25 protein-coding genes are annotated in these 25,139 nt (G+C 66.1%); 15 read left to right on the top strand and 10 right to left on the bottom strand.

Annotated elements, in window-relative coordinates; genetic code table 11:
- Nucleotides 1–172 precede the first annotated feature (172 nt).
- Both IAG39_RS08480 and IAG39_RS08475 read left to right on the top strand, forming a co-directional pair.
- The gene (locus IAG39_RS08480) at nucleotides 173–1,342 is read left to right on the top strand and encodes a CaiB/BaiF CoA transferase family protein (RefSeq protein WP_187524035.1); all 1,170 of its coding nucleotides are present in this window, start codon (nucleotides 173–175) and stop codon (nucleotides 1,340–1,342) included.
- Nucleotides 1,343–1,400: 58 nt separating this feature from the next.
- Complete coding sequence (locus tag IAG39_RS08475; protein ID WP_118934520.1) at nucleotides 1,401–2,393, top strand: Bug family tripartite tricarboxylate transporter substrate binding protein; 993 nt, start codon at nucleotides 1,401–1,403, stop codon at nucleotides 2,391–2,393.
- An 8-nt stretch (nucleotides 2,394–2,401) separates the two neighbouring features.
- Here IAG39_RS08475 and IAG39_RS08470 read toward each other — a convergent pair whose 3' ends face one another.
- Nucleotides 2,402–3,298: a LysR family transcriptional regulator gene (locus IAG39_RS08470; RefSeq protein WP_251881277.1), complete on the bottom strand. Its 897-nt coding sequence runs from the start codon at nucleotides 3,296–3,298 to the stop codon at nucleotides 2,402–2,404.
- A 71-nt stretch (nucleotides 3,299–3,369) separates the two neighbouring features.
- On the opposite strand from IAG39_RS08470, the gene IAG39_RS08465 reads away from it, so the two are divergent.
- The 5 genes from IAG39_RS08465 to IAG39_RS31525 all read left to right on the top strand — a co-directional run bounded on the left by IAG39_RS08465 (nucleotide 3,370) and on the right by IAG39_RS31525 (nucleotide 7,183).
- A complete protein-coding gene (locus IAG39_RS08465; protein WP_118934518.1) occupies nucleotides 3,370–4,617 on the top strand; it encodes a CaiB/BaiF CoA transferase family protein in 1,248 nt (415 codons plus the stop codon).
- Complete coding sequence (locus IAG39_RS08460; RefSeq protein WP_118934516.1) at nucleotides 4,614–5,090, top strand: MaoC family dehydratase; 477 nt, start codon at nucleotides 4,614–4,616, stop codon at nucleotides 5,088–5,090. The genes IAG39_RS08465 and IAG39_RS08460 overlap by 4 nt, the downstream gene beginning before the upstream one ends.
- 87 nt (nucleotides 5,091–5,177) lie before the next feature.
- Complete coding sequence (locus IAG39_RS08455; RefSeq protein ID WP_059371757.1) at nucleotides 5,178–6,143, top strand: Bug family tripartite tricarboxylate transporter substrate binding protein; 966 nt, start codon at nucleotides 5,178–5,180, stop codon at nucleotides 6,141–6,143.
- A gap of 440 nt (nucleotides 6,144–6,583) precedes the next feature.
- Nucleotides 6,584–7,039 carry a hypothetical protein gene (locus IAG39_RS08450; protein WP_124260409.1) on the top strand — a complete coding sequence of 152 codons (456 nt, stop codon included), beginning with the start codon at nucleotides 6,584–6,586 and terminating at the stop codon, nucleotides 7,037–7,039.
- An 18-nt stretch (nucleotides 7,040–7,057) separates the two neighbouring features.
- The gene (locus IAG39_RS31525; RefSeq protein ID WP_262422097.1) at nucleotides 7,058–7,183 is read left to right on the top strand and encodes a hypothetical protein; all 126 of its coding nucleotides are present in this window, start codon (nucleotides 7,058–7,060) and stop codon (nucleotides 7,181–7,183) included.
- A gap of 57 nt (nucleotides 7,184–7,240) precedes the next feature.
- Here the strand turns inward: IAG39_RS31525 and IAG39_RS08445 are convergent, their stop codons facing one another.
- From IAG39_RS08445 to IAG39_RS08425, 5 genes are all read right to left on the bottom strand, one after another.
- Nucleotides 7,241–7,615, bottom strand: a complete 375-nt coding sequence (locus IAG39_RS08445; RefSeq protein ID WP_054451217.1) for a tautomerase family protein — start codon at nucleotides 7,613–7,615, stop codon at nucleotides 7,241–7,243.
- A gap of 120 nt (nucleotides 7,616–7,735) precedes the next feature.
- Nucleotides 7,736–8,995: a glycine betaine/L-proline ABC transporter ATP-binding protein gene (locus tag IAG39_RS08440; protein WP_059371756.1), complete on the bottom strand. Its 1,260-nt coding sequence runs from the start codon at nucleotides 8,993–8,995 to the stop codon at nucleotides 7,736–7,738.
- Nucleotides 8,992–9,849, bottom strand: coding sequence for an ABC transporter permease (locus IAG39_RS08435; RefSeq protein ID WP_054451215.1), 858 nt, complete (start codon nucleotides 9,847–9,849; stop codon nucleotides 8,992–8,994). Before IAG39_RS08435 ends, IAG39_RS08440 begins: the two co-directional genes overlap by 4 nt.
- A 235-nt stretch (nucleotides 9,850–10,084) precedes the next feature.
- Nucleotides 10,085–11,086: an ABC transporter substrate-binding protein gene (locus tag IAG39_RS08430; RefSeq protein ID WP_054451214.1), complete on the bottom strand. Its 1,002-nt coding sequence runs from the start codon at nucleotides 11,084–11,086 to the stop codon at nucleotides 10,085–10,087.
- 516 nt (nucleotides 11,087–11,602) lie between these two features.
- Nucleotides 11,603–12,865: a class I SAM-dependent methyltransferase gene (locus IAG39_RS08425; protein WP_118934512.1), complete on the bottom strand. Its 1,263-nt coding sequence runs from the start codon at nucleotides 12,863–12,865 to the stop codon at nucleotides 11,603–11,605.
- A gap of 206 nt (nucleotides 12,866–13,071) precedes the next feature.
- On the opposite strand from IAG39_RS08425, the gene IAG39_RS08420 reads away from it, so the two are divergent.
- The 6 genes from IAG39_RS08420 to IAG39_RS08395 all read left to right on the top strand — a co-directional run bounded on the left by IAG39_RS08420 (nucleotide 13,072) and on the right by IAG39_RS08395 (nucleotide 19,084).
- On the top strand, nucleotides 13,072–14,220 hold the full coding sequence (locus IAG39_RS08420) for a Bcr/CflA family multidrug efflux MFS transporter (RefSeq protein ID WP_118934510.1): 1,149 nt from the start codon (nucleotides 13,072–13,074) through the stop codon (nucleotides 14,218–14,220).
- A gap of 368 nt (nucleotides 14,221–14,588) precedes the next feature.
- On the top strand, nucleotides 14,589–14,825 hold the full coding sequence (rpmB, locus tag IAG39_RS08415; protein ID WP_006385639.1) for a 50S ribosomal protein L28: 237 nt from the start codon (nucleotides 14,589–14,591) through the stop codon (nucleotides 14,823–14,825).
- Between the two features lie 37 nt (nucleotides 14,826–14,862).
- Nucleotides 14,863–15,030, top strand: coding sequence for a 50S ribosomal protein L33 (gene rpmG / locus IAG39_RS08410; RefSeq protein WP_003810296.1), 168 nt, complete (start codon nucleotides 14,863–14,865; stop codon nucleotides 15,028–15,030).
- A gap of 180 nt (nucleotides 15,031–15,210) precedes the next feature.
- Entirely contained in the window at nucleotides 15,211–16,434 is a 1,224-nt protein-coding gene (locus IAG39_RS08405) for an ABC transporter substrate-binding protein (RefSeq protein WP_118934508.1), read from the top strand.
- A complete protein-coding gene (locus tag IAG39_RS08400) occupies nucleotides 16,434–18,323 on the top strand; it encodes an ABC transporter permease (RefSeq protein ID WP_187774089.1) in 1,890 nt (629 codons plus the stop codon). Before IAG39_RS08405 ends, IAG39_RS08400 begins: the two co-directional genes overlap by 1 nt.
- Nucleotides 18,320–19,084: an ABC transporter ATP-binding protein gene (locus IAG39_RS08395; RefSeq protein ID WP_059371752.1), complete on the top strand. Its 765-nt coding sequence runs from the start codon at nucleotides 18,320–18,322 to the stop codon at nucleotides 19,082–19,084. The genes IAG39_RS08400 and IAG39_RS08395 overlap by 4 nt, the downstream gene beginning before the upstream one ends.
- 19 nt (nucleotides 19,085–19,103) lie before the next feature.
- Here IAG39_RS08395 and IAG39_RS08390 read toward each other — a convergent pair whose 3' ends face one another.
- From IAG39_RS08390 to IAG39_RS08375, 4 genes are all read right to left on the bottom strand, one after another.
- Nucleotides 19,104–20,861, bottom strand: coding sequence for a SulP family inorganic anion transporter (locus IAG39_RS08390; RefSeq protein WP_118934662.1), 1,758 nt, complete (start codon nucleotides 20,859–20,861; stop codon nucleotides 19,104–19,106).
- A gap of 128 nt (nucleotides 20,862–20,989) precedes the next feature.
- Nucleotides 20,990–21,862, bottom strand: coding sequence for a phosphonopyruvate hydrolase (locus IAG39_RS08385; RefSeq protein WP_118934664.1), 873 nt, complete (start codon nucleotides 21,860–21,862; stop codon nucleotides 20,990–20,992).
- 81 nt (nucleotides 21,863–21,943) lie between these two features.
- Nucleotides 21,944–22,492 carry a hemerythrin domain-containing protein gene (locus IAG39_RS08380; RefSeq protein WP_118934666.1) on the bottom strand — a complete coding sequence of 183 codons (549 nt, stop codon included), beginning with the start codon at nucleotides 22,490–22,492 and terminating at the stop codon, nucleotides 21,944–21,946.
- 12 nt (nucleotides 22,493–22,504) lie between these two features.
- Nucleotides 22,505–23,665: a D-alanyl-D-alanine carboxypeptidase family protein gene (locus IAG39_RS08375; protein ID WP_118934668.1), complete on the bottom strand. Its 1,161-nt coding sequence runs from the start codon at nucleotides 23,663–23,665 to the stop codon at nucleotides 22,505–22,507.
- A gap of 304 nt (nucleotides 23,666–23,969) precedes the next feature.
- Here IAG39_RS08375 and IAG39_RS08370 point away from each other — a divergent pair, with 304 nt between their 5' ends.
- Both IAG39_RS08370 and IAG39_RS08365 read left to right on the top strand, forming a co-directional pair.
- A complete protein-coding gene (locus IAG39_RS08370; RefSeq protein WP_054451206.1) occupies nucleotides 23,970–24,440 on the top strand; it encodes an HU family DNA-binding protein in 471 nt (156 codons plus the stop codon).
- Between the two features lie 156 nt (nucleotides 24,441–24,596).
- Nucleotides 24,597–25,109 carry a MarR family winged helix-turn-helix transcriptional regulator gene (locus tag IAG39_RS08365; protein ID WP_118934670.1) on the top strand — a complete coding sequence of 171 codons (513 nt, stop codon included), beginning with the start codon at nucleotides 24,597–24,599 and terminating at the stop codon, nucleotides 25,107–25,109.
- The last annotated feature ends 30 nt before the right edge of the window (nucleotides 25,110–25,139 follow it).

Below are 25,139 nucleotides of genomic sequence, written 5' to 3'. Positions count from 1 at the left end.
GCGTACGCCGATGGATCGATGGTAGCCAAAGCCTGCGCGCGCAGGAATGCCTGGCGTGAGCATTCTCGCCAAGCGCAATCAGCGAATCCGCCATTGGTCGGCCGGAAAGCCGCGCCTAGACTGGCGCGAGCCCCAGGCGGGCATGCCACTTCGTATTTACGGGAGTCCCTCTTTGGATACACCGAACACCGCTCCGCTCGCGGGCGTCAGGATCCTGGACCTTTCGCGGCTGCTGCCCGGTCCGCTGGGCGCGCAATACCTGGCCGACCTGGGAGCCGACGTCATCAAGATCGAGGATACGCAGGCGGGCGATTATGCGCCGCCGCCCCTGCGCGCCATCTGCAACCGCAACAAGCGCGGGCTGCGGCTGGATCTCAAACATCCCGAGGGACAGGCAGCGCTGGCGGCGCTGGCGCGCGGCGCGGACGTGGTGATCGAGAGTTTCCGTCCGGGCGTGGCCGCGCGGCTGCAGGCCGACTACGCCACCCTGGCGCGCCACAATCCCCGGCTGGTCTACTGCAGCATCACCGGCTACGGCCAGGACGGCCCGCAGCGCGACGCCGCGGGCCACGATCTGAACTACGCGGCCTGCGCCGGAGTCGCCGATCAGATGGGCTGCGGGCCCGATCTGCCGGCGCTGTCGAACCTGCCCGTGGCCGACATCCTTGGAGGCTCGCTTACGGCGGTAATGGGCATCCTCGCCGCGCTGTACGACGCCCAGCGCAGCGGGCGCGGACGGTACATCGATATCGCCATTGCCGACGGCCTGCTGGCTGGCGCCGTCGTGCCGCTGGCCACGCTCAATGCCCGCGGCGACACGCGGCCGGCGGGCGCCGATACCCTGTCCGGCGGGCTGGCCTGCTATGGCCAGTACCGCGCCGCGGACGGACGCTATTTGGCGGTCGCCGCGCTGGAATTGAAATTCTGGGAAACGCTGTGCCGGCGGCTGGATCGTCCCGATCTGGCGCCGCTGCACCGCAACGGCGACGCGGCGCAGCAGGCGCGCGTGCGCCGCGAATTGCAGCAGATCTTCGGATCGCGCCCGCTGGCGCATTGGCTGGAACTGTTTGAAGGCGCCGACTGCTGCGTGTCGCCCGTGCTCAAACTGGCGGAAGGCCTGACGCATCCGCAGTTCGTCGCCCGCGGCATGTCGCTGCAGACCGAGCACCCGGTCTACGGCCGCAACACCCATGTGGCCAGCCCGGTGAAGATGTCGGGCTTCCAGTTCGCCATACATCGCCAGGCCCCGCTGCCCGGCGAACACACCGATCAGATCCTGCGCGAGGCCGGCTACAGCGAGCCGGACGTCGCCAGCCTGATCGGGCGCGGCATTGCGCTGTAGGCACATACGGCCAGCCTCGCCCGCCCCCCAAGCGACCATAACCAGGACGGAGACAATCATGAACGATCCTCATCGCAGCCTTCCCTCGCCCCTGCGCCGCAGCCTGCTCAAGCTGGGCGCGGCCCTGCCCGCCACGCTGGCCTTGCCGCGTCCGGCCAGCGCCACGGGCTTTCCGGCCCGCCCTGTCACGCTCATCGTGCCATTTCCGGCTGGCGGCGCGACCGATACGCAGATGCGCGCGCTGGCGATCCCGGCCTCGCGCGAACTCGGCCAGACGGTCGTCATCGCCAACCGGCCGGGCGCGGGCGGCACGCTGGGCCCGGCAGCCATGGCGCAGACCGCCGCACCCGACGGCTATACGGTGTCGGTGGTGGTCGGCACCTTGTTCCGCTACCCCTTTCTGCAGCAGGTCAATTACGACCCGCTCAAGGACTTCACCTACGTCGCCTGCATGACCGCCTACTCCTACGCCATCGTGGTGCGCGAGGACGCGCCCTGGCGCACGCTGGACGAGCTGATCGCGGACGCGCGCGCCCATCCCGACAAGATCAGCTACGGCGGCACCGGCACCGGCGGCTCCGGGCGCATCGCGATCGAACGCCTGTCGCGGCTGACGAACACGCGCTTCAATTTCATCCCCTACAAGGGCGCGGCCGAAGAGACCACCGCGCTGCTGGGCGGCCATATCCAGATGATCTCGGACGCGGGTTGGGGGCCGATGATAGACACCGGCAAAGCCCGCTTGCTGGCGGTGCTGGGCGAAGCCCGCGCCAAGCGCGTGCCGGACGCGCCCACGCTGACGGAACTGGGCTATCCCATCGTCGCGGCCAATCCGGTCGGCATCGCCGGACCGAAGGGCATGGATCCCGAGGTCATACGCATCCTGCAGCAAGCCTTCCACCGCGCGTCCCGCGATCCGGAATACAACCGCGCGCTGGAAACCGCCGACCAGCCCCACATGCTGATGGACAGCGCCGCCTACACCGACTTCGCAGTCCGCCAAGTCGCGGAAGAAAGGAAATTCGTTGCCGAGCTGGGCCTGAAGAACTAGCCGCGCCGTCAGCCTGCGGGACTCAGCATGGAGTCGCGCAGGCGCAGCACCGACGCGCAAGACGTGTCGCGATGCGTCACCAGCGACAGGGACAGCGCATCGTGCGCGTCGGCGTCGGTCAGCGGCACGAAGGCCACGTGCGGGGTCGAATACGCGCGCGTCACGCCCGGCACCAGCGCCAGGCCCATGCCGCTGGCGACCAGGCTGATCAGCGTCTGCACCTGTATCGCCTCCTGGCTGATGCGCGGCGAAAACCCGGCCTTGAGGCATAGCGCCTGCGCCACGCCGTGCAGGCCCGGCACTTTCAGGGGCGAATACAGCACGAAGTTCTCGGCGCGGGCGCGCTCCAGGCTGACCGGCCCGCCCGCGGCCAGCGGATGCCCCGCCGGCACGGCCAGGATGAGGTCGTCGCGCTCCACCACCCAGGAGTCCAGCGCCGCGTCTTCCGCCAGCGGACCGCGCACCAGGCCTGCATCGATATCGTTGGCGCGCAGCATCGCGACCAGGCCGACCGTGCTGTCCTCGCGCAGGTCCAGTTGCACGTCCGGATACTGCGCGCGAAAGACCGGCAGGCAACGCGGCAGCAGCATGTAGGTAGCCGAGCCCACGAATCCCAGCCGCAGCGTACCCCACTCGCCCAGCGCCACGCGGCGGGCAGCCTGGCGCGCCTGGTCGGCGTGGAACAGCGCGCGGCGGGCGTCCGCCATCAGCGCCTGGCCCGCAGGCGTCGGCGTCACGCCCTTGGGGCCCCGCACCAGCAGCGGCGCGCCCACCGCGTGTTCCAGTTTCTGGATCGAGACCGACAGCGCCGGCTGCGCAATATGCAGCGTGTCCGCGGCGCGCCGATAGCTGCCCAGCTCCGCGATGGTGACGAACTGCCGGAGCTGCCGCAAATCGATAGCCATAATAAATTCCATATCGCCCAATACCGACGCCATATTAGACGTGTATGCCGACGGCCGATAGGATTTCCACCATGACAGCCACTCCCCTATCCCAAGCCAGCGCATTGGGCGGCGTGCGCATCCTGGACCTGACGTCCGTGGTGTTCGGCCCCTACGCCTCGCAGATACTCGCCGACTACGGCGCCGACGTGATCAAGGTGGAATCGCCCGCGGGCGATTCGACGCGGCATACCGGCCCCGCCCAGGAGCCCGGGCTGGCCGCCATCTTCCTGGGCCTGAACCGCAACAAGCGCAGCATCGTGCTGGATCTGAAGCAGGCGGCGGCGCGCCAGACGCTGTTGACGATGGTGGACCAGGCCGACGTGCTGATGCACAGCATGCGCCCGGCCAAGATGGCCGCGCTGGGACTGGATCCGGACACGCTGTGCGCGCGCAACCCGCGGCTGGTCTACGCCGGCCTGTACGGCTTCGGCGCGGGCGGCGCCTATGACGGCCTGCCGGCGTACGACGACATCATCCAGGGCCTCTCGGGCCTGGCCGACCTGGTGGACCGCCAGACCGGCGCGCCGCGCTACCTGCCCACCGTGGCCGCCGACAAGACTTGCGGGCTGATCGCGGCGCACGCCATCCTGGCCGCGCTGTTCCAGCGCGAGCGCACCGGCGCGGGCCAACAGCTGGAAGTGCCCATGTTCGAAAGCATGGCGTCCTACGCGCTGGTCGAGCATTACTACGGCAGGCACCTGGCCGACGAACCCGGCGAGGCCGGTTATCCGCGCGTGCTCACGCCCTGGCGCAAACCGTGCAAAACCGCCGACGGCCATGTCTGCCTGATGCCGTATACCGACGTCCACTGGCGCGACTTCTTCATCGCCGCGGACCGCCCCGATCTGGCGCAGGACGCGCGCTTTGCCGACATCGCATCGCGCACGCGGCACATCGAAACGCTCTACGAACTGCAAGCAGGCATCGTGGCCGGGCGCGATACCGCCTACTGGCTGGCGCTGTGCGCGCGCCTGGAAATCCCCGCCGCGCCCATCAACCGCCTGCAGGACCTGGAGGCCGACCCGCACCTGCAAAGCGTGGATTTCTTCGCGCCGCTAGCAAGCGCTTCCGGCAGCCGCTACCGCTTTCCCCGCAACCCGGTACGTCTGCAGCATTCCCATGTGCCGGCCGCGATGCCGCCGCGCCTGGGCGAGCACACGCTGGACGTGCTGCGCCAGGCCGGCCTGGACGACACGCAAATCGCCGGGCTTCTGGAATCGGGCGCAGCCCGCGACGCGCATCCCTCAACCCCGAACAACCGCAAGGACCCCGCATGACCGCCGACCACAACGCCGCCGACATCAAGCAGCTTGGCCAGGGCTATTACTGGCAGGACCTGGCCGTGGGCCAGCGCTTTCAGACGTTCCGCCGCACGGTGACCGAAACCGACATCGTCAACTTCATCAGCGTGACCGGCATGCTGGAGACGATCTTCATCGACGCCACCTATGCCCATGGCGCGATCCAGGGACGCCCCGCCCCCGGCGGCCTGACCTACGGCCTGATCGAGGGGCTGATCATGCAGGGCATGGTGCAAGGCACCGGGCTGGCGCTACTGGAAGTCCACAAGAAAATGCTGGCGCCCGTGGTCGCGGGCGACACCATCTGGGCGGAGATCGAAGTCACGAGCATACGCCCCACCTCGCAGCACAACCGGGCAGTGGTCGCCTCGGTGATCGAAGTACGCAACCAGCACGGCAAGCCGGTAATGGCCTACACGGCCACGCGCATGCTGGCCGGCAGGCCCTGAACTTCCATCAGGCGATCAAGCGCCCCATAGAGGGCGCTGGCGCCGGGACGCCATCCGCGTCACAAGAACAGCACAAGGAGACAAGCAATGAAGAAAGCACTGCTGGCAGGCAGCCTCGCCATTCTCGCGCTGGGCGCCGCCGCAAGCGCCCACGCCGCCTGGCCCGAACGCCCCATCACCATGGTGGTGCCCTTCCCGCCTGGAGGGCCGACCGATCTGGTCGCCCGGGTGCTGGCCAAGCAGCTGACCGACCAGTTGGGCCAGACCGTCGTGGTCGAAAACAAGGGCGGCGCCAACGGCAACATCGGCATGCAGTACGCGGCTGCCGCCAAGCCCGATGGCTACACCGTGCTGTACAACACCTCCTCCATCGCGCTCAGCCCCAATCTGTACCGGTCGCTGGCCTTCGACCCGGTCAAGGACTTCGCGCCGGTGTCCTCCACGGCGGTGATCCCGCTGGTGCTGCTGGTGCATCCTTCCGTGCCGGCGCCGGACACGCGGACCTTCGTGCAGTATGCGCGCGAGCATCCCGGCAAGCTGTCGTATGGGTCGGCCGGCGCCGGCAACGTCACGCACCTGGGCGCCCTGCTGCTGTTGCGCTCGCTCGAGATCGACGCGGTGCACGTCCCCTATCGCGGCAGCGCCCCGGCCATGACGGATCTGGTCGGCGGGCAGGTGCAGCTCATGACCAATACGCTGAACGATTCGCTGGGCTTCATCCGCGAAGGCAAGCTGCGCGCGCTGGCCGTGACCAGCGGCACGCGCAGCGAGCAATTGCCCGACGTGCCGACGGTGGCGGAAACGGTGGCGCCCGGATTCGAGATGGGCGCCTGGCAAGGCGTGGTGGTACCGGCAGGCACGCCAGCGCCGGTCATCGACAAACTGAACGCCGAAATCCGCCGCGCGCTGCAATCGCCTGAAATGACCAGGCAGCTCAAGGCACAAGGCGCGCAGGCGCTGGGTTCCACGCCGCAGGAATACGCTGCCTACATCAAGAGCGAAATCGCGCGCTGGGGAGAAGTGGTTAAGGCGGCCAACGTGAAGCTGGACTAATGGTTGCTGAAGACAAACGCAAAAACGCTCGCGAACTGAACCGCCCCCAGGTTTTCTAGTTGCACTAACCACCTTTGAACGAACTCACGCGGCGTCAGTCGGCTGAGCGAACAGTGGGGGCGATGATGCCTGCGTAAGCACCCGTGTCAAGCCTTCCACGCTGGGGGACCTTCTTTTATTTCGAAAACTCCTGTGCTTGCGCACTGCACCCGGAGCTCACACCGATATCTCATCTCGTGGATTTCCAAGCTATGAGTTTGAGGAGTTTTGTCCTCGCACGAATTTGGGAAAATAGCTCCCCGCGCCAGAAAGCAGTGAGATGAAGAGAGCAGGATATGCTGGAGGCCGTTGAGTGAATTTTCAGATGTCGACGCGCGCTATGCCACCATGATTGAGAGGCGCGGGTCCATCCTTTTCATTCATCTTGAAAGGACCTACCCATGAAGGACAAACTTTACAACCCAACTTCCGCACATTTATCCCGATTTGCGCCGTTATGCATCACGGTGGCTATGCAGGTATTGCCCTTGTCGTTGGCGCCGATCGTCGCAACGGCTCGGAATTTTGATGCGTCTGCACTTGATGCGGATCAATTCAGTCTGGGAATGGTCGGATTTGCTGGCGGCATATCCGGAGCCGAAAAGGAAATGGCGAAAATTCTCGAAAGACCGGATGCGGATGATTTCTTCTTGTCGGTCATCAATGATGACAACCGGAGCACGGTGGCAAAACTCTATGCGCTATGCGGTTTGAAGAAAGGCAAGAGCACAGCCTTTGGATATGCATTCGAGAAAATTCAGGCCATGAACTCGAGTGTATCTGTCATGCATGGGGATGTTATGAAAAAAGAGAGCGCGGGAGATCTTGCGGTGCAAGTAAAAAATGGTCGTTGCTGATTTCTTCAGAAAAATAGAATGAGAGAAATCTCGGCGAAAGACCTGCTCTTCATCGCCGACGGAATGGATTTATCGAGAGGAAATCGCGGCGAGTCGTTTGGCTTTCTTTGGGTAGCGGCGATGTCAGTGATCGGGCTGCCATGAACCTCCGACTTGCTGTCGGAGGCTGTATTTCCAGGGCTGCCGAACTGGCAGCAAAACTCAGCGGCCGTTGGCCTTGGCCGTGATGCCGTTGGCCGCGCCCATGTCGGTATTGGGCACGTCGCGCAGTAGCACGCGCACGTCCTGGCCGGAGATGCCGATGCTGGCGCACACCGCCTGGTTCAGCGCCGCGATCAGCGCGGCCTTCTTGGCTTCGTCGCGGCCCGAGATCAGCGCGACGTCGACACGCGCCATGGCCTTGCCGATTTCACCGCCCACGATCACATGCGCCGCCGGCACTTCCTGCAGCACGATGCGCACGCTGGGCAGCGGCGCAGCGATGCTTTCAACCACCGCGTTGGATGCGGCCTGCAGCAACGCAGCCTTCTGGGCGGCCGTGTGGCCTTCCATGATCTGGACATTCAAAATTGGCATGACTGATTCCGATGTTCCGAAAAAGGAGAAACCGGCCCAGGCGGCCGGCAAACCATCATATCCGGATCGGGGCGCCGCGGACGGCCGCGCGGCCCCAATCCGGATTAGGGTTTCTCCCTGTCAGGCCGCCTGGTCGCGGCGCTCGGGTTCGGACTGCTCCTGCGCGTCGGCGGCAGCGGCGGCTTCCGCCGCGGGCGCCGTTTCGGCCAGGGCCGGCGTCACCAGCTCCACGACCTTCTTGCGCGACAGCATGCCGATGAACTCATCGTCTTCGCCGGTCACAGCGACCGGCTGGTCGCTGTGCACCAGCTGGGCCAGCACTTCGCCCAGGCCGGCCGTGGCCGGCACGGAAGCCAGATCCTCGACGTAGCGCGAGATATCGCGCGCGCCTTCTTCGATGGCGCGCGTGGCGGCCTCGGCGGTCAGCACGCCGGCCAGCCGCTTGCCGTCCAGCACCGGCGCATATTCGTAGCTCAGGGCGCGCATGCGGTCCATGGCATGGGCGGGACGCGAACGCATGGTCAGGGTCAGGCGCGCCGGGTTCACGGCGTGCGTGGCGTTAAGCACCTTGGTGCGGTTCACGTCCTGCAGGAACGACTGCACATAGTCGTTGGCCGGGTTCAGCAGGATGTCTTCGGGCGTGCCTTCCTGCACCAGTTCGCCGTCCTTGAGGATGGCGATGCGGTTGCCCAGGCGCAGGGCTTCGTCCAGGTCATGGGTGATGAAGACGATGGTCTTGTTGAGCTTGGCCTGCAGCTGCAGCAACTGGTCCTGCATCTCGCGGCGGATGAGCGGATCCAGCGCCGAGAAGGCTTCGTCCATCAACAGGATTTCGGCATCGGTGGCCAGCGCCCGGGCCAGGCCGACACGCTGTTGCATGCCGCCCGACAACTGGTGCGGGTACTGGTTTTCAAAGCCCGACAGGCCCACCTGGTCCAGCCATTCGCGGGCGCGCTTTTCGCGTTCGGCGCGGCCCACGCCCTGCACGGTCAGGCCGTAGGCGGCGTTGTCCAGCACGGTGCGGTGCGGGAACAGGCCAAAGCGCTGGAACACCATGCTCATCTTCTTTTGGCGGAAGACTTCCAGGTCGCGCTTGTTCAGGCTGACCACATCCACGCCATCGACCAGGATGTGGCCGGCGCTGGGTTCGATCAGGCGGTTGAAGTGGCGGATCAGCGTGGACTTGCCGGAACCCGACAGGCCCATGATGACGTAGATGCTGCCTTCTTCGATCGACAGGCTGATGTCGCGCAGGCCCAGCGTGTGGCCGCTCTCGGCCAGCAGTTGTTCCTTGCTCATGCCGCCCTGGGCGGCTTCCAGCCATTTCTTCGGATGCGGGCCGAAGACCTTGTAGATGTTCTTGACCTCGATCTTGCTCATCGCTGGCCTCCCATGCGCATGCGCTGTCCATACGATTGCGTGATCCGGTCGAACAGCACGGCCAGCACCACGATACCCAAGCCCGCCAGCAGGCCGCGGCCTACTTCAAGACGGTTGATGCCGAGCAACACTTCATAACCCAGGCCGCGCGCGCCGATCATCGAGGCGATCACCACCATCGACAGGGCCATCATCGTGGTCTGGTTGATACCGGCCATGATGTTGGGCAGCGCCAGCGGCAGTTGCACGCCGAACAGCTGCTGGCGCGGATTGGCGCCGAAGGCGCGCGAGGCTTCCAGCACTTCGCGGTCGACCAGGCGGATGCCCAGGTCGGTCAGGCGGATCAGCGGCGGCACGGCGTAGATCACGGTGGCGATGATGGCCGGGATCTTGCCCAGGCCGAACAGCATGACCACGGGAATCAGGTACACGAAGCTGGGCATGGTCTGCATCACGTCCAGCACCGGCAGCATGATGGAGCGCAGCCAGTTGACCCGCGCCATCAGCACGCCCAGCGGGATGCCGATGATCACCGACAGGCCGGCCGCCATGATCATGAGCGCCAGCGTCTGCATGCCGGCGTCCCACAAGCCCAGCACGCCGATCACGCACAGCAGCGCGCCCATCGCCAGGCTCAGGCCGATACGGCGGCTGACGCCCCAGGCGATCGCGATCGTCACCGCGACCACCGCCCACCAGGGCGAATTGCGCAGTAGCTGCTCCAGCCACACCAAGGCATGCAGGACGGGCTGGGACAGGGTCTCCAGCGTGTCGGCATAGTTGGTGACCAAGTGATCGACAAAGCCGTCGATCGCCCCCCGGACCTGTCGGGCGGGAATAATTTCAGGAAACATTCGTTCTACTCCATTCTGGCGCACTCACCGCCCGGACCGCGCCCGCATGCCCAGGAATCGGGCGATGCGGCGCAAGCTTGCGGCTTCCAGCTAGAAAACGGCCGGCCATCCCGGCAGCGCCAGCGCATCTCGGTCCGGGCGCGAGCGCCCGGCCGGCGGCCATCCTGGCAAAGGAAACCGGCCCCATGAAGGGCCGGAGCGCGCCGCGACGGCGCGCAGCCAGGCACATGGCGGGTTACAGCGCGCTTTGGACGCGCCCGGCGACGTCGGCGGGGACCCACTTGGTCCAGACGTCGGGTTTGTTCTTCAGGAACCACTTGGCCACGGCGTTGGCTTCGTCGCCGGACTCTTCCATGTGGGCCAGGGTTTCGTTGATCACCGGCAGCGGCACCGAGACCTTGGACAGGAATTCGGTGAGCTTGGGCGCTTCCTCGGAGAACTTGGTGTTCACCGCCGTGAAGACGGGGTTGTCGGGATAGGCGCTGGGTTCGGGCTTGGCGCACTTGGGCGACGTCAGGCACTTGTGCTTTTCGGCGTCGTAGGGCGGCATGTCCAGCTTGACCAGGTCCATCGAACCCACCAGCGGCGTGGGCGACCAGTAGTAGAAGACCACGTTCTGCTTGCGCTTGTAGGCCGACATCAGGGCCGCCTTCTGCGCCGCGCCCGTGCCGGGCGAATACAGGGTGTAGCTGTCGTCCAGCTTCAGGGCGTGGAACAGGTTATTGCTGGTGATCTCGCAGCCCCAGCCCGCCGGGCAGCCATAGAAGCGGCCTTTGCCGGGTTCTTCCGGATCCTTGAACTTGTCCTTGAATTTCGGCAGGTCGGCCGCGGACTTCAATTCGGGCAGGCGTTCCGCCGTGTAACGCGGGATGTACCAGCCCTCGGCGCCCATGTAGAGATCGCCGATGCGCTTGACCTTGCCGGTCTTCTCGGCGCGGTCCCAGGGATCGGCAACGCTGTTCAGCCAGATCTCGGTATTGATATCCAGGTCGCCGCGCTCCAGCGCAGCCAGGGCGGGCAGGGTTTCGGTCGGCAGGGTCTCGGTTTTGCAACCGTAGCCCTTTTCCATGATGAAACGTTCGACGTCAACCAGGACCAGATTCGATTCCCAGTTCATCGCGCCGAAATTGACCGGGCGCTTGATTTCGCACTGGACGGCATCGGCGGCTTGGGCCGCGCCGGCGAAGGCGAAGAACACAGCCGCGGCGGCCAGGGTCTTGACAGGGGTAAAACGCATTGGCTTTTGCCTCCATAGGTTCAGGGACACACGCCAGGCTTGGGCCCGGAGGTGCCATGGAGCTAAGGGGGTTGTGCGGAAGACGGGCAGAACCGCCAATACAAACCGACACTAGCAACAAGACGGTCCGCGAGGGTGCGGCATCTTGCAAGACAGGAGCTTCAAAAACGCAGTTTTTGAAAACCCACAGAAAGTGAACAAACTGAACGAAGAAGCCAGCATCTTAAACGAAATTGATGCTCAACCCAACCCCACCCCGGAATTAATCAGATACATTTCCCGAAAAAATGGTCCGGGATTACCCGCAAGCGCAAGGAGTGAAACAGCGACTTTACCTAGGGGATTTTGATTCAGACGAACAGATACATTTAGTAAATAATAAATTCATATCCATACGCTTTAGCCGCTTCAAACGGGCCGGAAATCGCGGTTCCGGCCAGTGGATGGACGCGTTTCGGACAGTTTTCCGTCGCCAATTCCATTGAAATCGACCATCCTGCGGACATCTGCCGGCCGCTACTCGTTCTTGGCGTACATGTAATCCCGGCGCCAGGGGTAGGCAAGGTCCGGCGGATTGTCCAGCTCGTCGGAGCGTCCTGTCGCCGGGTGCTGTCCCAGGATCTGGTGCAGCGCAATCCAGCCGTGCTCGAACGCCATGGCGCAGCCAGCCAGGTACAGCCGGTAGGCGCGCAGCGAACGCTCGCCCTGCTCGCCGCCCAGGATGCGCGCCGCTTCAGGCAGGCGCGCCTCCAGCGCATCGCTCCAGGCCCACAGGGTGCGCGCGTAATGCGGCCGCAGGTTTTCCACGTCCACCTCTTCCAGGCCGCCGTTGGTCAGGGTTTCCATCACCACGCTGACGTGGGTCAGCTCGCCGCCCGGGAAGATGTATTTCTCGATGAATTCGCCCATGCCGTTGCCCAGCTCGGCGTTGTAGACGCCGGCCGCGGTAATGCCATGGTTCATGATCAGTCCGCCCGGCTTGAGCAGGCGGCGCAGCTTGGCGAAATAGCCTTCGAGCTGGGCCCGGCCCACGTGCTCGAACATGCCGACCGACGCGATCTTGTCGTAGGGCGCGGATTCGTCCAGCTTGCGGTAGTCCAGCAGCTCCATGCGGACCCGGCCTGCAAGCCCCTTCTCCTGGATCAGTTTGCTGACATGGGCATGCTGGTTGCGCGACAGGGTGATGCCGGTGGCGTCCACGCCATAATGCTCGGCGGCCCACAGCAGCAGGCCGCCCCAGCCCGCCCCCACGTCCAGGAACCGTTCGCCCGCACGCAGGCGCAGCTTGCGGCAGATGTGGTCCAGCTTGGCCTCCTGGGCCTGGGCCAGCGTCATGCCCGGTTCGCGGTAGTAGGCGCAGGAATAGACCCGGCGCGGGTCCAGCCAGAGGGCGTAGAAGTCATCCGACAGGTCGTAGTGAAATTCGATCTGCTTGGCGTCGCGCTCGACCGAATGGCGCCAGACCGACACCACCTTGCGCACCAGCTCGGTCAGCCAGCCGCCGCGAGCCGCGTCCACCGGCGACCCCGGCAGCAGCGCCGAAGCCGCGGCCATCACATCGCGCATATTGCCCTCGATGTCGATGCGGCCTTCCACATAATCCTGCCCCAGCACGCCCACCGCGCCTTCGGCCAGATGCGCCAGGGCAGTCTTGTCGTGCGTGACGAAACGGACACGGGGTTCGGGCGGCCCCAGCACGGCGCCGTCGGGCAGAACCAGCTGGACCGGGACCGGCAGGGCCTGGAGTTTGCGTTCCACAACAGACAACAAAGGATTCACGACTTCTCCTCTGGAATACGTACGGACCGCAATGACTTTATCGGAAAAAACTTGCAATTTGCTTGTAAGGTTGCCCGTGATACAGTCGTTTACTTGGCCCAAACCGTGCAACAAACCGCATCCGGGCCCTGCCACTGCGCTACCCCGCAATCGACATGCCCCCTTCACAGTCTTTCCGCAGCAGCCTGCCTGGCTGGCTGATACTCATGGGCGCGCTGACCGCGATCGGTCCGTTCGCCATCGACATGTACCTGCCCGCCTTCCCCACGATCGCGGCAAACCTGGGCGTGTCCCGCGGCGACGTCGAACGCACGCTGGCCGCCTACCTGATCGGCCTGGCGATGGTGCAAGTGTTCTATGGCCCGATGGCCGACCGCTACGGCCGCAAGCCGCCGTTGCTCGTCGGCCTGACGCTGTTCATGATCGGTTCCCTGGGGTGCGCGCTGTCCGGATCGGTGGAAGCGTTGACCGGCTGGCGCGTGGTGCAGGCCATGGGCGGCGCCGCCGGCATCGTGATCCCGCGTGCGGTCATCCGCGACCATTACGAAACCCATGAAGCCGCCCGCGCGATGTCGCTGCTGATGCTCATCATGGGCCTCGCCCCCATCCTCGCGCCCTTGGCCGGCGGCCAGTTGCTGGCCATCACCTCGTGGCGCAGCCTGTTCTGGGTCATGCTGGCCGGCGGTGCGATGCTGATGGCCGCCGTCATCCTGATCATGAAGGAATCGCTGGCGCCTGAACGCGTGGTGCCGCTGCGCTGGCACACCATACTGCGCAACTACCGCGACCTGTTCGCGCACCGCGGCTTCATGGCGCACAGCCTGGCCGGCGGCTTCGGCCAGGCTGGCATGTTCGCCTACATCATCGGCTCGCCGCGCGTCTTCATCGAACTCTACGGCGTGCCGCCCCAGTACTACGGCCTGCTGTTCGGCACCAACGCGCTGTCGCTCATCATCTGCTCGCAGATCAGCGCGCGCCTGCTGCGCGCCTACACGCCGCGCCAATTGCAGCGCCGCGCGCTGACCTCGCTGGCCTGCGCCAGCCTGGCGGCGGTCGCGCTGACGCTGGCCGGCTGGATGAGCCTGCCCCTGCTGATGCTGTGCCTCATCTGCTACATGGGCAGCCAGGGCTTCGTCAATCCCAACTCGGCGGCGCTGGCGCTGGCGGACCAGGGCAAGCGGCTGGGCGCGGCTTCCGCACTATTGGGGACGCTGCAATTGTCCTGCGGCGCGCTGGCCGGTTTTGCCGTCAGCGCCTGGCAGACCGACAGCGCCCTGCCCCTGACGACCACGCTGGCGGCCTGCGCCTGCCTGTCCTGGATCTCGGGCCGCGTGGCGCAATCGCACACCACATAGCGTCGCCGCTTGATTTAATTAGGCTTTTCATATTAGAATCTAAGTCTTCACATGAAGTTTCCCGTGCCGAACTACTATGCTTTGTAGTTCAGCACTCTGACCCCAACCGCGCGATGTCTGGCGATTCCTTCCGGGATTTCCAGAAATTCTTACAAGAATTCAGCGGGTGGCAGGCAGCGGGTATAAGCACTGGGGCGGACCAGACTGGGCTTTGATGGCCATTCCGATCCCCCCTCATCCACTAAGACTGGGTGGCCGGCTTAGGCAAGGTACAGCAGCAGCGTACGAAGCCTCTACAGCCCGGCGGCTAAAACCCTGTCTACCCCCCAAGCGATGCGCGCAAAAGAACGACCTAAAGAGGTGCATCCATGGCACGCGTATGCCAAGTGACCGGCAAAGGCCCGATGGTGGGCAACAATGTTTCGCACGCGAACAACAAGACCAAGCGTCGCTTCCTGCCCAACCTGCAATCGCGCCGGTTCTGGGTTGAAAGCGAAAACCGCTGGGTCCGTCTGCGTGTTTCGGCCAAGGCCATCCGCACGATCGACAAGAACGGCATCGACGCCGTGCTGGCCGAAATGCGTGCCCGCGGCGAACTGGCTTAATCAGCCTCCCCGCCAATCTACATACTAGGAGCACGACATGGCCAAAGGTATCCGCGAAAAGATCAAGCTCGAGTCGACTGCCGGCACGGGTCATTTCTACACGACCACCAAGAACAAGCGCAACATGCCCGAGAAGATGCTGATCAAGAAATTTGATCCGGTCGCTCGCAAGCACGTTGACTACAAGGAAACCAAGCTGAAGTAATTCAGCCGGTTTTCCCGCAAGACGAAAAGGCCCTGCACCGCAGGGCCTTTTTTCGTTTCCGGGCGGGCGCTGCGCGCCGCGCCTGTCTATTGCCCCGGGGCGAAGGCCCATGTTCCAATTGGGCCGCTGTCATCCGCCGCGCCTGCTGGCGCCAGATTCCTTCTCCACGCGATACCTGACATGTTCCGTCCCTGCCTCACTCTGTTGCGCCGCGCCGTGGCGCCGGCACTCCTGGCCCTGGCGCTGACTTCCGCCGCCTCGGCCAAGGACAAGGAGCCGCCCATCCGCATCGGCGAGATCAACAGCTACAAGGCCATCCCCGCCTTCCTCGGCCCCTACAAGAAGGGTTGGCAGCTGGCGCTGGAAGAGGTCAACGCAAGCGGCGGCGTGCTGGGCCGAAAGCTGGAAGTGATTTCGCGCGACGACAACGGCAACCCCGGCGATTCGGTGCGCGCGGCCCAGGAATTGCTGGCCCGCGAAAAGGTCGAGCTGCTGTTCGGCGGCTTTCTTTCAAATACCGGCCTGGCGCTGACGGATTTCGCCAAGCAGCAGCAGGTGTTCTTCCTGGCGGCCGAACCCCTCACCGACAAGATCACCTGGCAGGACGGCAACCGCTACACCTACCGCCTGCGCCCCTCCACCTGGATGCACGTGGCGGCGCTGGCCCCCAAGGCGCTGGCCTTGCGCAAGAAGCGCTGGGCCATCGTCTATCCCAACTATGAATATGGTCAGTCCGCCGTGGCCACCTTCAAGGCCATGATGACTTCGTTCCAGTCCGACGTGGAATTCGTCGCCGAGCAGGCCGTGCCGCTGGGCAAGGTCGATGCCGGCGCCGTGGTGCAGGCCCTGGCCGACGCCAAGCCCGACGCGATCTTCAACGTGCTGTTCGCCGCCGACCTGACGCGCTTCGTGCGCGAAGGCAATACCCGCGGCCTGTTCGATAACCGCGCCGTGGTGTCGGTGCTGTCCGGCGAACCCGAATACCTGGAGCCGCTGGGCGCCGACACGCCCACCGGCTGGATCGTCACCGGCTACCCCTGGTACGCCATCGACACCCCGGCCAATAACGCCTTCGTCGAAGCCTACAAGAAGCGCTACAACGAAACGCCCAAGGTCGGCTCGGTCGTGGGCTACGCGTCCCTCATGTCGATCGCCCAGGGCCTGAAGGCGGCGGGCGAAGTGGACACGGAAAAACTGGTCGACGCGTTTGCGGGCCTGAAGGTGGACACGCCCTACGGCCCCATCCAGTACCGCAAGATCGACCACCAGTCGACCATGGGCGTGTACGTGGGCGTGACCGCGGTGGAAGACGGCAAGGGCATCATGAAGGATTTCGCCTACATCGACGGCGCCCGCCTGCAGCCGCCTGACGAACAAGTGCGCAAGATGCGTCCGGCGCACTGATGAGCCTGTCCGGGCTGCTGCTGCAGCTGCTCAATGGGCTGGCGGACGCCAGCGCGCTGTTCCTGGTCGCCGCCGGCCTGTCGCTGATCTTCGGCGTCACGCGCGTGGTGAACTTCGCGCACGGCTCTTTCTACATGCTAGGGGTCTACCTGGCGTGGACCTTCACCAACTACTTCGGCGACGGCGCGGGCTATTGGGCCGGGCTGCTGCTGGCGGCGCTGGCCACGGGCCTCATCGGCGCGGCCGCCGAATGGCTGGTGCTGCGGCGCCTGTACCAGGCGCCCGAACTGTTCCAGCTGCTGGCGACTTTTGCGCTGGTGCTCATCATCGGCGACGCCGCGCTGGCCATCTGGGGGCCGGAAGACCTGTTCGCGGCGCGCGCCCCCGGCCTGTCCGGCGCAGTCCAGATCCTGAGCCGGCGCTATCCCGAGTACGACCTGCTACTGATCGCCGCCGGCCCCGTGGTGCTGGGCCTGCTGTGGCTGCTGCTGATGCGCACCCGCTGGGGCCGGCTGCTGCGGGCCGCGGCGGAGAACCGCAAGATGCTGGCCGCGCTGGGCGTGAACCAGGCCTGGCTGTTCACCTCGGCATTCACCCTGGGCGCGTTCCTGGCCGGCCTGGGCGGGGCGCTGGCGGCGCCGCGCGTGCCCGCCACCCTGGGCCTGGACCTGGAAATCATCGCCAGCGCCTTCGTGGTGGTGGTGGTGGGCGGCCTGGGTTCGATTCCCGGCGCCTTCCTCGCCGCCCTGCTGATCTGCTCGGTCAAGGCATTGTTCGTGTTCCTGGGGCAGGTGCAGATCGGCCCCTGGCTCTTCAATCTGTCCAAACTCACGCTGCTGGCGGAATTCGCCGTGATGGCCGTGGTGCTGGTCGTGCGCCCCTGGGGCCTGCTGGGCAAGCCGCCCGAGCCCGCGGCGCACGCCGCCGCGCCCGAGCGCCCGATCGCCCCGGCCGGCCGCGGGTTGCGGCTGGGCTATGGCGCGCTGCTGGCGCTCCTGCTGCTGGCGCCGGTGGCGGCCGCGCACAGCCCCTATCTGGGCATCCTGCTGACCGAAATCCTGATCGCCGCGCTGTTTGCCGCCAGCCTGCATTTCCTCACCGGACTGGCCGGCATGACCTCGTTCGGCCATGCTGCCTGGTTCGGCCTGGGCGCCTATGGCGCCGCGCTGCTCCTGAAGCTGGCGGCCGTGCCGATGGAAGCGGCGCTGCTGCTGGGTCCCTTCGCCGCCGCATTCGGCGCCCTGCTGTTCGGCTGGTTCTGCGTGCGCCTGTCCGGCGTGTACCTGGCGATGCTGACCCTGGCGGTGGCGCAGATCCTCTGGGCGCTGGCCTATCAATGGGATGACGTGACGGGCGGCAGCAACGGCCTGATCGGGCTGTGGCCGTCGGCCTGGCTCGCCCAGGGCCCATGGTTCTATTACCTGACGCTGGCGCTGTGCGTGGCCGGCATCGCCTGGCTGCGCCGCCTGGCGTTCTCGCCGCTGGGCTATGCGCTGCGGGGCGTGCGCGATTCGGCGCTGCGCGCCGAGGCGCTGGGCATGGATACCCGGCGCGTGCAATGGGCGGGCTTCGTGGCCGCGTCCTTTGCCGCCGGCCTGGCGGGCTCGCTCTACGCGTTTTCCAAGGGCAGCATCGCGCCCGACACGCTGGCCGTGAGCCGCTCCGTGGACGGACTGGTCATGGTGCTGCTGGGCGGGTTGCAGACGCTGGCCGGCCCGCTCGTAGGCGCGGCGTCCTACACCTGGCTGCAGGATGCCGCCGCGCGCAGCACCGAGTACTGGCACGCGGTGCTGGGGCTGGCCATCCTGGCCCTGGTCATGGCCTTTCCCGAGGGGCTGGCCGGCGCCGCCGCGCGCCTGGCCGCGCGCTGGAACAGGGGGCGCGCATGAATACCGCCCCCTTGCTGCAAGTCCGCGAACTGCGCAAATCGTTCGGCGGCATCGACGCGTTGGCTGGCGTGTCATTCACGCTGGAAGCCGGCCGGATGCTCGCCCTGATCGGCCCCAACGGCGCCGGCAAGTCCACCTGCTTCAACGCGCTGGGCGGGCAACTGCGGCCCGACTCGGGCTCGGTGCTGCTGGACGGCCGCGAACTGGTCGGCTTGTCGGCGGGCAAGATCTGCCGGCTGGGCGTGGGGCGCACCTTCCAGACCGCCGCCACCTTCCGCTCCATGACGGTGCGCGAAAACGTGCAGACGGCGCTGCTGTCGCGCGACCGGCTGCTGCTGAACCCCTGGCGCCGGGCCACCCGGCACGCGGCCGAGGAGGCCATGACGCTGCTGTCGCAGGTGCAGATGGCGGACAAGGCGCAGGAGCACTGCGGCACGCTGGCCTACGGTGACGTCAAGCGGGTGGAACTGGCAATGGCCCTGGCGCACCAGCCGCGCCTCTTGCTGATGGACGAGCCCACGGCGGGCATGGCCACCAATGAACGCCATGCGCTGATGCGGCTGACGCGCACGCTGGCGGACACCCAGCGCATTGCGGTCCTGTTCACCGAGCACAGCCTGGATGTGGTCTTCAAGCATGCCGACCGCATCGCGGTGCTGGTGCGCGGCAGCCTGCTGGCCGAGGGCGAGCCCGCGCAGATTGCGGCCGACGAGCGGGTCCGCGCGGCCTATCTGGGCACGGAAGCGCCGCAGCCGGCCTGAGCCGGCCGCGCACGCGGCCTCAGTCGTTCCTCAGCCCGTTGGGCTGGCATTCCCAGAAGATCTTGGCCTGGCATCCCTCGCAGATGCCACGGTCCAGCTTGGCGTAGATCGTATGCAGCGCCGTCGCCTTGTCGGGAAAGACATGGTCCTCGCCCAGGCGCTGCAGAAAGCCCGTGCGGCGCCACATGTCCAGCACTTCCGGCCGCGGGCGGTGGAAATACAAGTCCCCACCCATGGCCCGCCTGGCGGCGAGCTCGTCTTCCCAGACCTGCGCGCCGGCCATGTCGATGAAGTTCATGCTCTTGGCCATTACCAGCAGATGGCGCGGCGCCCCCGGCGCCGCGCGCAGCTCGTGCAGGCGCTGCGCCACGTGCGTGGCGGCGCCGAAATAGACCGAGCCCTCCATGCGCAGCAGCTTCAACTGCGGGCATTCTGGCAAGGCGTCCTGCGCATGCTCCAGCACCACGAAGCGCCGCTCCAGTCCGCGCGTATCGAAGCCCATGGTGCGCATTGCGGGCCGCGAAGTGCGGTGCAGATAGACCATCAGCGACAACACCGTGCCCAGCAGGATCGCCACTTCCATGCGTATGGTGATGGTGGCGGTCAGCGTGGCGGCGGCGATGACCGCTTCGCCGCGCTGGGTCCGGATCAGTTGCCGCCAGCGCGGGATATCGAACAGGGTCCAGGCCACCAGCAGCAGCAGTCCGGAGATCGCGGCGTGCGGGATCATGGCCAGAAGCGGCGCCGACAAGGCCACCAGCGCCACCAGCAGCAGGGCCGAGAACACGGACGCCAACGGCGTCTTGGCGCCAGCCTCGTAGTTGGGAATGGACCGGTTGAGCGAGCCGCAGGACAGGTAGCAGGAGAAGAATCCGCCCACGATATTGGACAGCCCCTGCCCCACGAACTCGCGGTTGGCGTCGATGCGCTGGCCCGAACGCGTCGCCACGGCCTTGGCGATGGAGATGGATTGCGCCAACGCCACGATGGTCAGCGCGAAGGCCACGCTCAGCAATTCGGGCAAGGCGCGCCAATCGACGCTGGGAATATGGAAAGGCGGCCAGGGCTGGGCCAGCGCGCCCAGCACGGACACCGGGGCGCCATCGGTCAGCGCGTTGAAGGCGGCGGCCGCCAGCGCCCCCGCCGCCAGGCCCGCCAGCATGTAGGGCTTGCGCTTGTCCAGCCGCCGCACCAGCAGCGCCACGGCCAGGGTGGTCAGCGTCACCAGCAAGGCGCCCCAGTGCACCTGCGCCAGATTCGCGGCCAGGCTGGCCAGCAAGGCGCCCGCGCCGTGCGCGTCCGGCGTCGGCATGCCCAGCGCGTCCTTCAGCGCATGCACGGCGATCAGCAGGGCCGCGCCGCTGGTGAAGCCGAACAGCGCCGATGGCGAGATGAAATGCGCCAGCGAGCCCAGCCTGAGCGTGCCCACCAGCCATTGCATCAGCCCGACCAGCACGGTCACGGCCAGCGCCAGCTGGATGTAGCCCTGGCTGCCGGCGACCGCCAGCGGCGTCAACACCGCATAGAGCGCCAGCGAGTTGGCATTGGTCGGGCCCGACATGACATGGCGGCTGGACCCGAAGAGCGCCGCGACGATACAGGGCACGATGGCGGAATACAGGCCGTACTCGGGCGGCAGGCCCGCCAGCATGGCGAACGCCACGCCTTGCGGCAGCACCAGCAGCGCGCCCAGCAGGCCCGCCGTCGCATCCGCGCGCAAGGTCCGCGCATTGACCTCGTCCACCCACGAGCCGAACAACCGGCGCGCGACGCTCATCCCCCCCTGCATCATTCTTTCTTGTCCCTCGGCATCTGCTTTCTGATTGGTTCCGCCTGCGGCGCACAGGGCTGGCGGCGGGTCGCCTAGCGTAATCGCTAGCGCCCCTTGCGCGCAACGCGTCCCGCTTACTTCAGGTAACGGCGTTCCAGCTCCCGCATGTGGGCGTCGCCCTGCAGCGCAATGATCTCCTTGACCGCCGGCAGCGCCGCGTCCACCTGGTGGATGCCGCCATCGCGGCGGATGCGGGCGAACACATCCCGCATCGCCCCCACCGCGGCGCGGATGGCGTGGTTGCCATAGATGACCAGGCCCACCTTGCCCAGCGCCTGGATATCGGCTTCGCGCAATTGGGGATAGGCGGTAGGCACCAGCACCAGCGGCGCGCGCCCTTGCCATGCGGCCACGAACGACAGGATCTCGTCGGGCGTGTTCTGCTTGGAATGGATCAGGATGGCATCCGCGCCGGCGGCCTCATACGCGCGGGCGCGGGCCAGCGCCTCCTGCTCGCCAGCGCCCGCGATCAGGGCCTCGGTCCGGGCGATCACGCAGAAATCCGCATCGCGGCGGGCGCCGCAGGCGGCTTCGATCTTGCCCTGGAATTCCTCGACCCGCACCAGTTCCTGCCTGCCGGCCGCGCGCAGGCTGGTGTCCTTGGGAAAGGTCTTGTCCTCCATCACCACCGCCGACACACCCGCGGCTTCATACTGCGGCACCATGTACGCGACATTGATCGCGTTGCCGAATCCGGTGTCGATGTCGGCGATGACGGGCACGTCCACCGCGGCGGCGATCGCCCGCATCATGTCCAGATGCTGCGAGGGCGAGAGTATGTTGGCGTCGGGCACGGCATAGCTGGCCGACAGCTCGAAGCCGCTGCCCCAGATGGCATCGAACCCGGCTTCCGCCGCCAGCCTGGCGGACAGCGGGTTGTGCGCCGACATGGCGTGCATCAGGCTGGGATCCTGCAATTTCTGGCGGAAACGGGCGTTTCTGTTCATGGCGGGCAGGTAGGCGAAAACCCGGCGCGCCGCGCGCCGGCTGCGGCCATCGTAGCGCCAATTCCCGCGTTGCCCGAAACTTCAGCCGGCCTCGCCGCCGCGTCGCGCCTTCATGGCTTGCCCGATGCCTGCCAACGCATCGTCCGGGATCAGCCGCGCCGCCATCGGCAGCAGTTCGCTTTCTTCACGCTGGATATGCGCGGCGTAGGCATCGGTGAAGTCCTGCACCTGCCCCGGGGGCAGATCGGCCTGGCGGCCCGCCGCGATCTCGGCGAGCACCCGGCGCAAGGGCTCCCAGCGCTGCGCCAGCTGCCGGTGCTCGGCCACCAGACCGTCCACCAGCGCGTGCAGGCAGACGGCGTCGGAGCCGGCCATGGACTCGATCAGGGCCGGGAAGAGGTCCTCTTCCTCGTCCTCGTGGTGGTGCGCGGCCGCGGTATCGAAGTAGCGCATGACGCTGGCCGCCGCGGTTTGCGCCGCGGCGTCGCTGCCATGCACCGGCAGGTGCGCGGCAAGGCGTCCCAAGGTCGCGCACTGGCGGGAAATGCGGCCGTGGCAGGCCGACAGCAATGCCAAGGGATCATCCGCGCCCGGCGCCGGGGCCGGACCTCCAGGAAAGCTCACCGCCATCGCACACCTCCGTTATCCGGCGTGGCCACGCCACCACAAGCGGATGGAATCCCACGCGCGTCCCGCGAATCCGGCCTCGGCCACCGGTTCCAGCGCCACCACCGGAAACTGCATGGCGGGCTTGCCGTCCACCAGCACACGCACCGCGCCGACTGCGGACTGGGCCGCGATCGGCGCAATCAGCGGATCCTGCGGCGTCCAGACCGGTTCGACCTTGGCGCCCGCAGGCACCGTCACATACGCATCGCGCGCGAATCCGGCCTTCAGGCTGTCCTGCTCGCCCTTCCAGACCTCGGGCGTGGCGACCGCCTGGCCGCGCGCATACAGCTTGATGGTATTGAACCCCTGAAAGCCCCACTCCAGCAACTCGCGGCTTTCCTGCGTGCGCAGCTTGTCCGACGCCGTACCCACCACCACCGTGATGAGGCGGCGCTGGTCAGCGCCGTTGGGCCGCTGCGCGGTGGCGACAATGCAAAAGCCGGCCGATTCGGTGTGCCCGGTCTTCAGGCCGTCCACGCTGGGATCCAGCCACAGCAAGCGGTTGCGGTTCGGCTGCGTGATCTTGTTGTACGTGAAATGCTTGGCCGAATCGTAGGTCTTGTAGAGCTGGGGAAAGTCGCGGATGTAGCGCGTGGCCAGCACGGACAGGTCGCTGGCGGTGGAGTAGGTCCCGGGATCCGGCAGGCCGTGCGGGCTGGCGAAATGCGTGGCGTGCAGGCCGAGCCTGGCGGCGGTTTCGTTCATCCGCGCCACGAAGGCCTCGACGCTGCCCGACACGGCCTCGGCCAGCGCGATGGCCGCGTCGTTGCCCGATTGGATCATCAGGCCGCGCAACAGATCGTCCACCGACACTTTCGAGCCCGGCTCCAGGAACATCTTCGAGCTGCCCGCCGGCACCTTCCAGGCGCGGGTCGACACCGTGACCATTTGCGCCGCGGACAGCTCTTTCTTGCTGAGCGCCTCGAACACCACGTAGGCCGTCATGATCTTGGTCAGGGACGCGGGCTCGATGCGGGTCGTCGCCGCATGCGACGCGATCACCTGTCCGCTGGTCTCGTCCAGCAAGAGCCAGGCCTTGGCCGACAAGGCCGGCGCGGGCACCGTTTGCGCCACGGCGCCCGACATGCACGCGGCCGCGACGATCAGGCTCGCCGCCAACTTCTTCATCAACATATGACTGCTTCGCTTCCATGCTTGGTTTTTCCCGCGCGGGTCTCGCGCAGGGCACGCAATTGGAACACGCTCGACGCAGTTGGTTCAGTGCCGCAGGCATTTGAAAAGATGCGCGATGAATGTCACGACATCTTGCTGGAGCCCTTCTACAAAGCACTTTCTGTGTCGAAAACAACAAACAAGGGCCAAAAACCCGCTAGAAAACCGCATTAATCGCCACTCTTCCGCTATCATCGGCCGCGTAGCGTCAAACGCCGATACCCGGCACGCGCTGCTCCATGACCTCAACATACGGATTTTGACCATGGCCACGAAAGCAAAAGCTCCTGCCAAGAAAGTCACCAAGCCCGCCGCCAAGGCGCCCGCAAAGAAGGCAACTGCTGCCAAACCCGCTGTGAAGCCCGCTGCAAAGCCGGCCGTCAAGAAGGTCGTCGCCGCCAAGAAGGTCGCTGCTGCCCCCAAGGCCATCAAGGCTGCTCTGAACAAGACCCAGCTCATCGCCTACATCGTTGAGCAATCCGGCGTTGAAGCCAAGTCGGTCAAGGCCGTCCTGGCCAGCCTGGAAACCTCGGTGCTGGGTTCCGTGGACAAGAAGGGCGCCGGCGAATTCACGCTGCCCGGCCTGTTCAAGGTTGCCGTGCAGAAGGTTCCCGCCAAGGCCAAGCGCTTCGGCAAGGATCCGTTCACCGGTGAAGAGCGCTGGTTCCCCGCCAAGCCGGCTTCGGTCAAGGTGAAGGTTCGCCCGCTCAAGAAGCTGAAGGACGCCGCGCAGTAATTCGCGCGTAGTTCCGGTCAAGCCGGAAGGGCCCGCCTCGCAAGAGGCGGGCCCTTCTTTTTTGGGCTGCGGCCGGCGCGCGTGCGGCGCATGGGCCTGCCCTCTCAATTTATCTTCATGTTAAGATACTTCACGTAAAAATAAATCCCCAAGCCCATGAATGACCTCGTCGATCTGGTGATCTCGCAATGGACCGCCGAATGTCCCGCCCAGGACTTCGCCGCCATGTCCGTCGTCACCCGCGTATTCCGCCTGAACGCGCTGGCGGCACGCAACGTGAACCGCAGCTTCCGCAACTATGACCTGCACCAGGGCGAATTCGACGTGCTGGCCACGCTGTACCGCAGCGGCTCGCCCTACGCGCTGAATCCGCAGAAGCTGGTGGAGGCCCTGCTGCTGACCTCCGGCGCGATGACCAACCGGCTCGACCGCCTGGAGCAGGCCGGCCTGCTCACGCGCAGCCCCAATCCGGAAGACCGGCGCGGCGTCATCGTGTCGCTCACTACCGAGGGCTTGCGCACCATCAAGCTGGTGCTGAAGGACTATCTGAAGGACCTCAACGAACTGCTTGAACCGCTGTCCGCAGCCGAGCGCAAGCAACTGGCCGGCCTCCTCAGGAAGCTGCTGATCAAGCAGGACCAGGAAACGCCTGGCGGCATCGGCGCCTGAGCCGGGCCTTCTTCCGCAGCCATCATCCCC

Origin of the sequence: Achromobacter xylosoxidans (genome assembly GCF_014490035.1) — a bacterium.
GTDB classification, from domain to species: Bacteria; Pseudomonadota; Gammaproteobacteria; order Burkholderiales; family Burkholderiaceae_B; genus Achromobacter; species Achromobacter bronchisepticus_A.
Note: the sequence above shows the minus strand (reverse complement) of the source record. Positions and strands in the feature narration are given on the sequence as shown.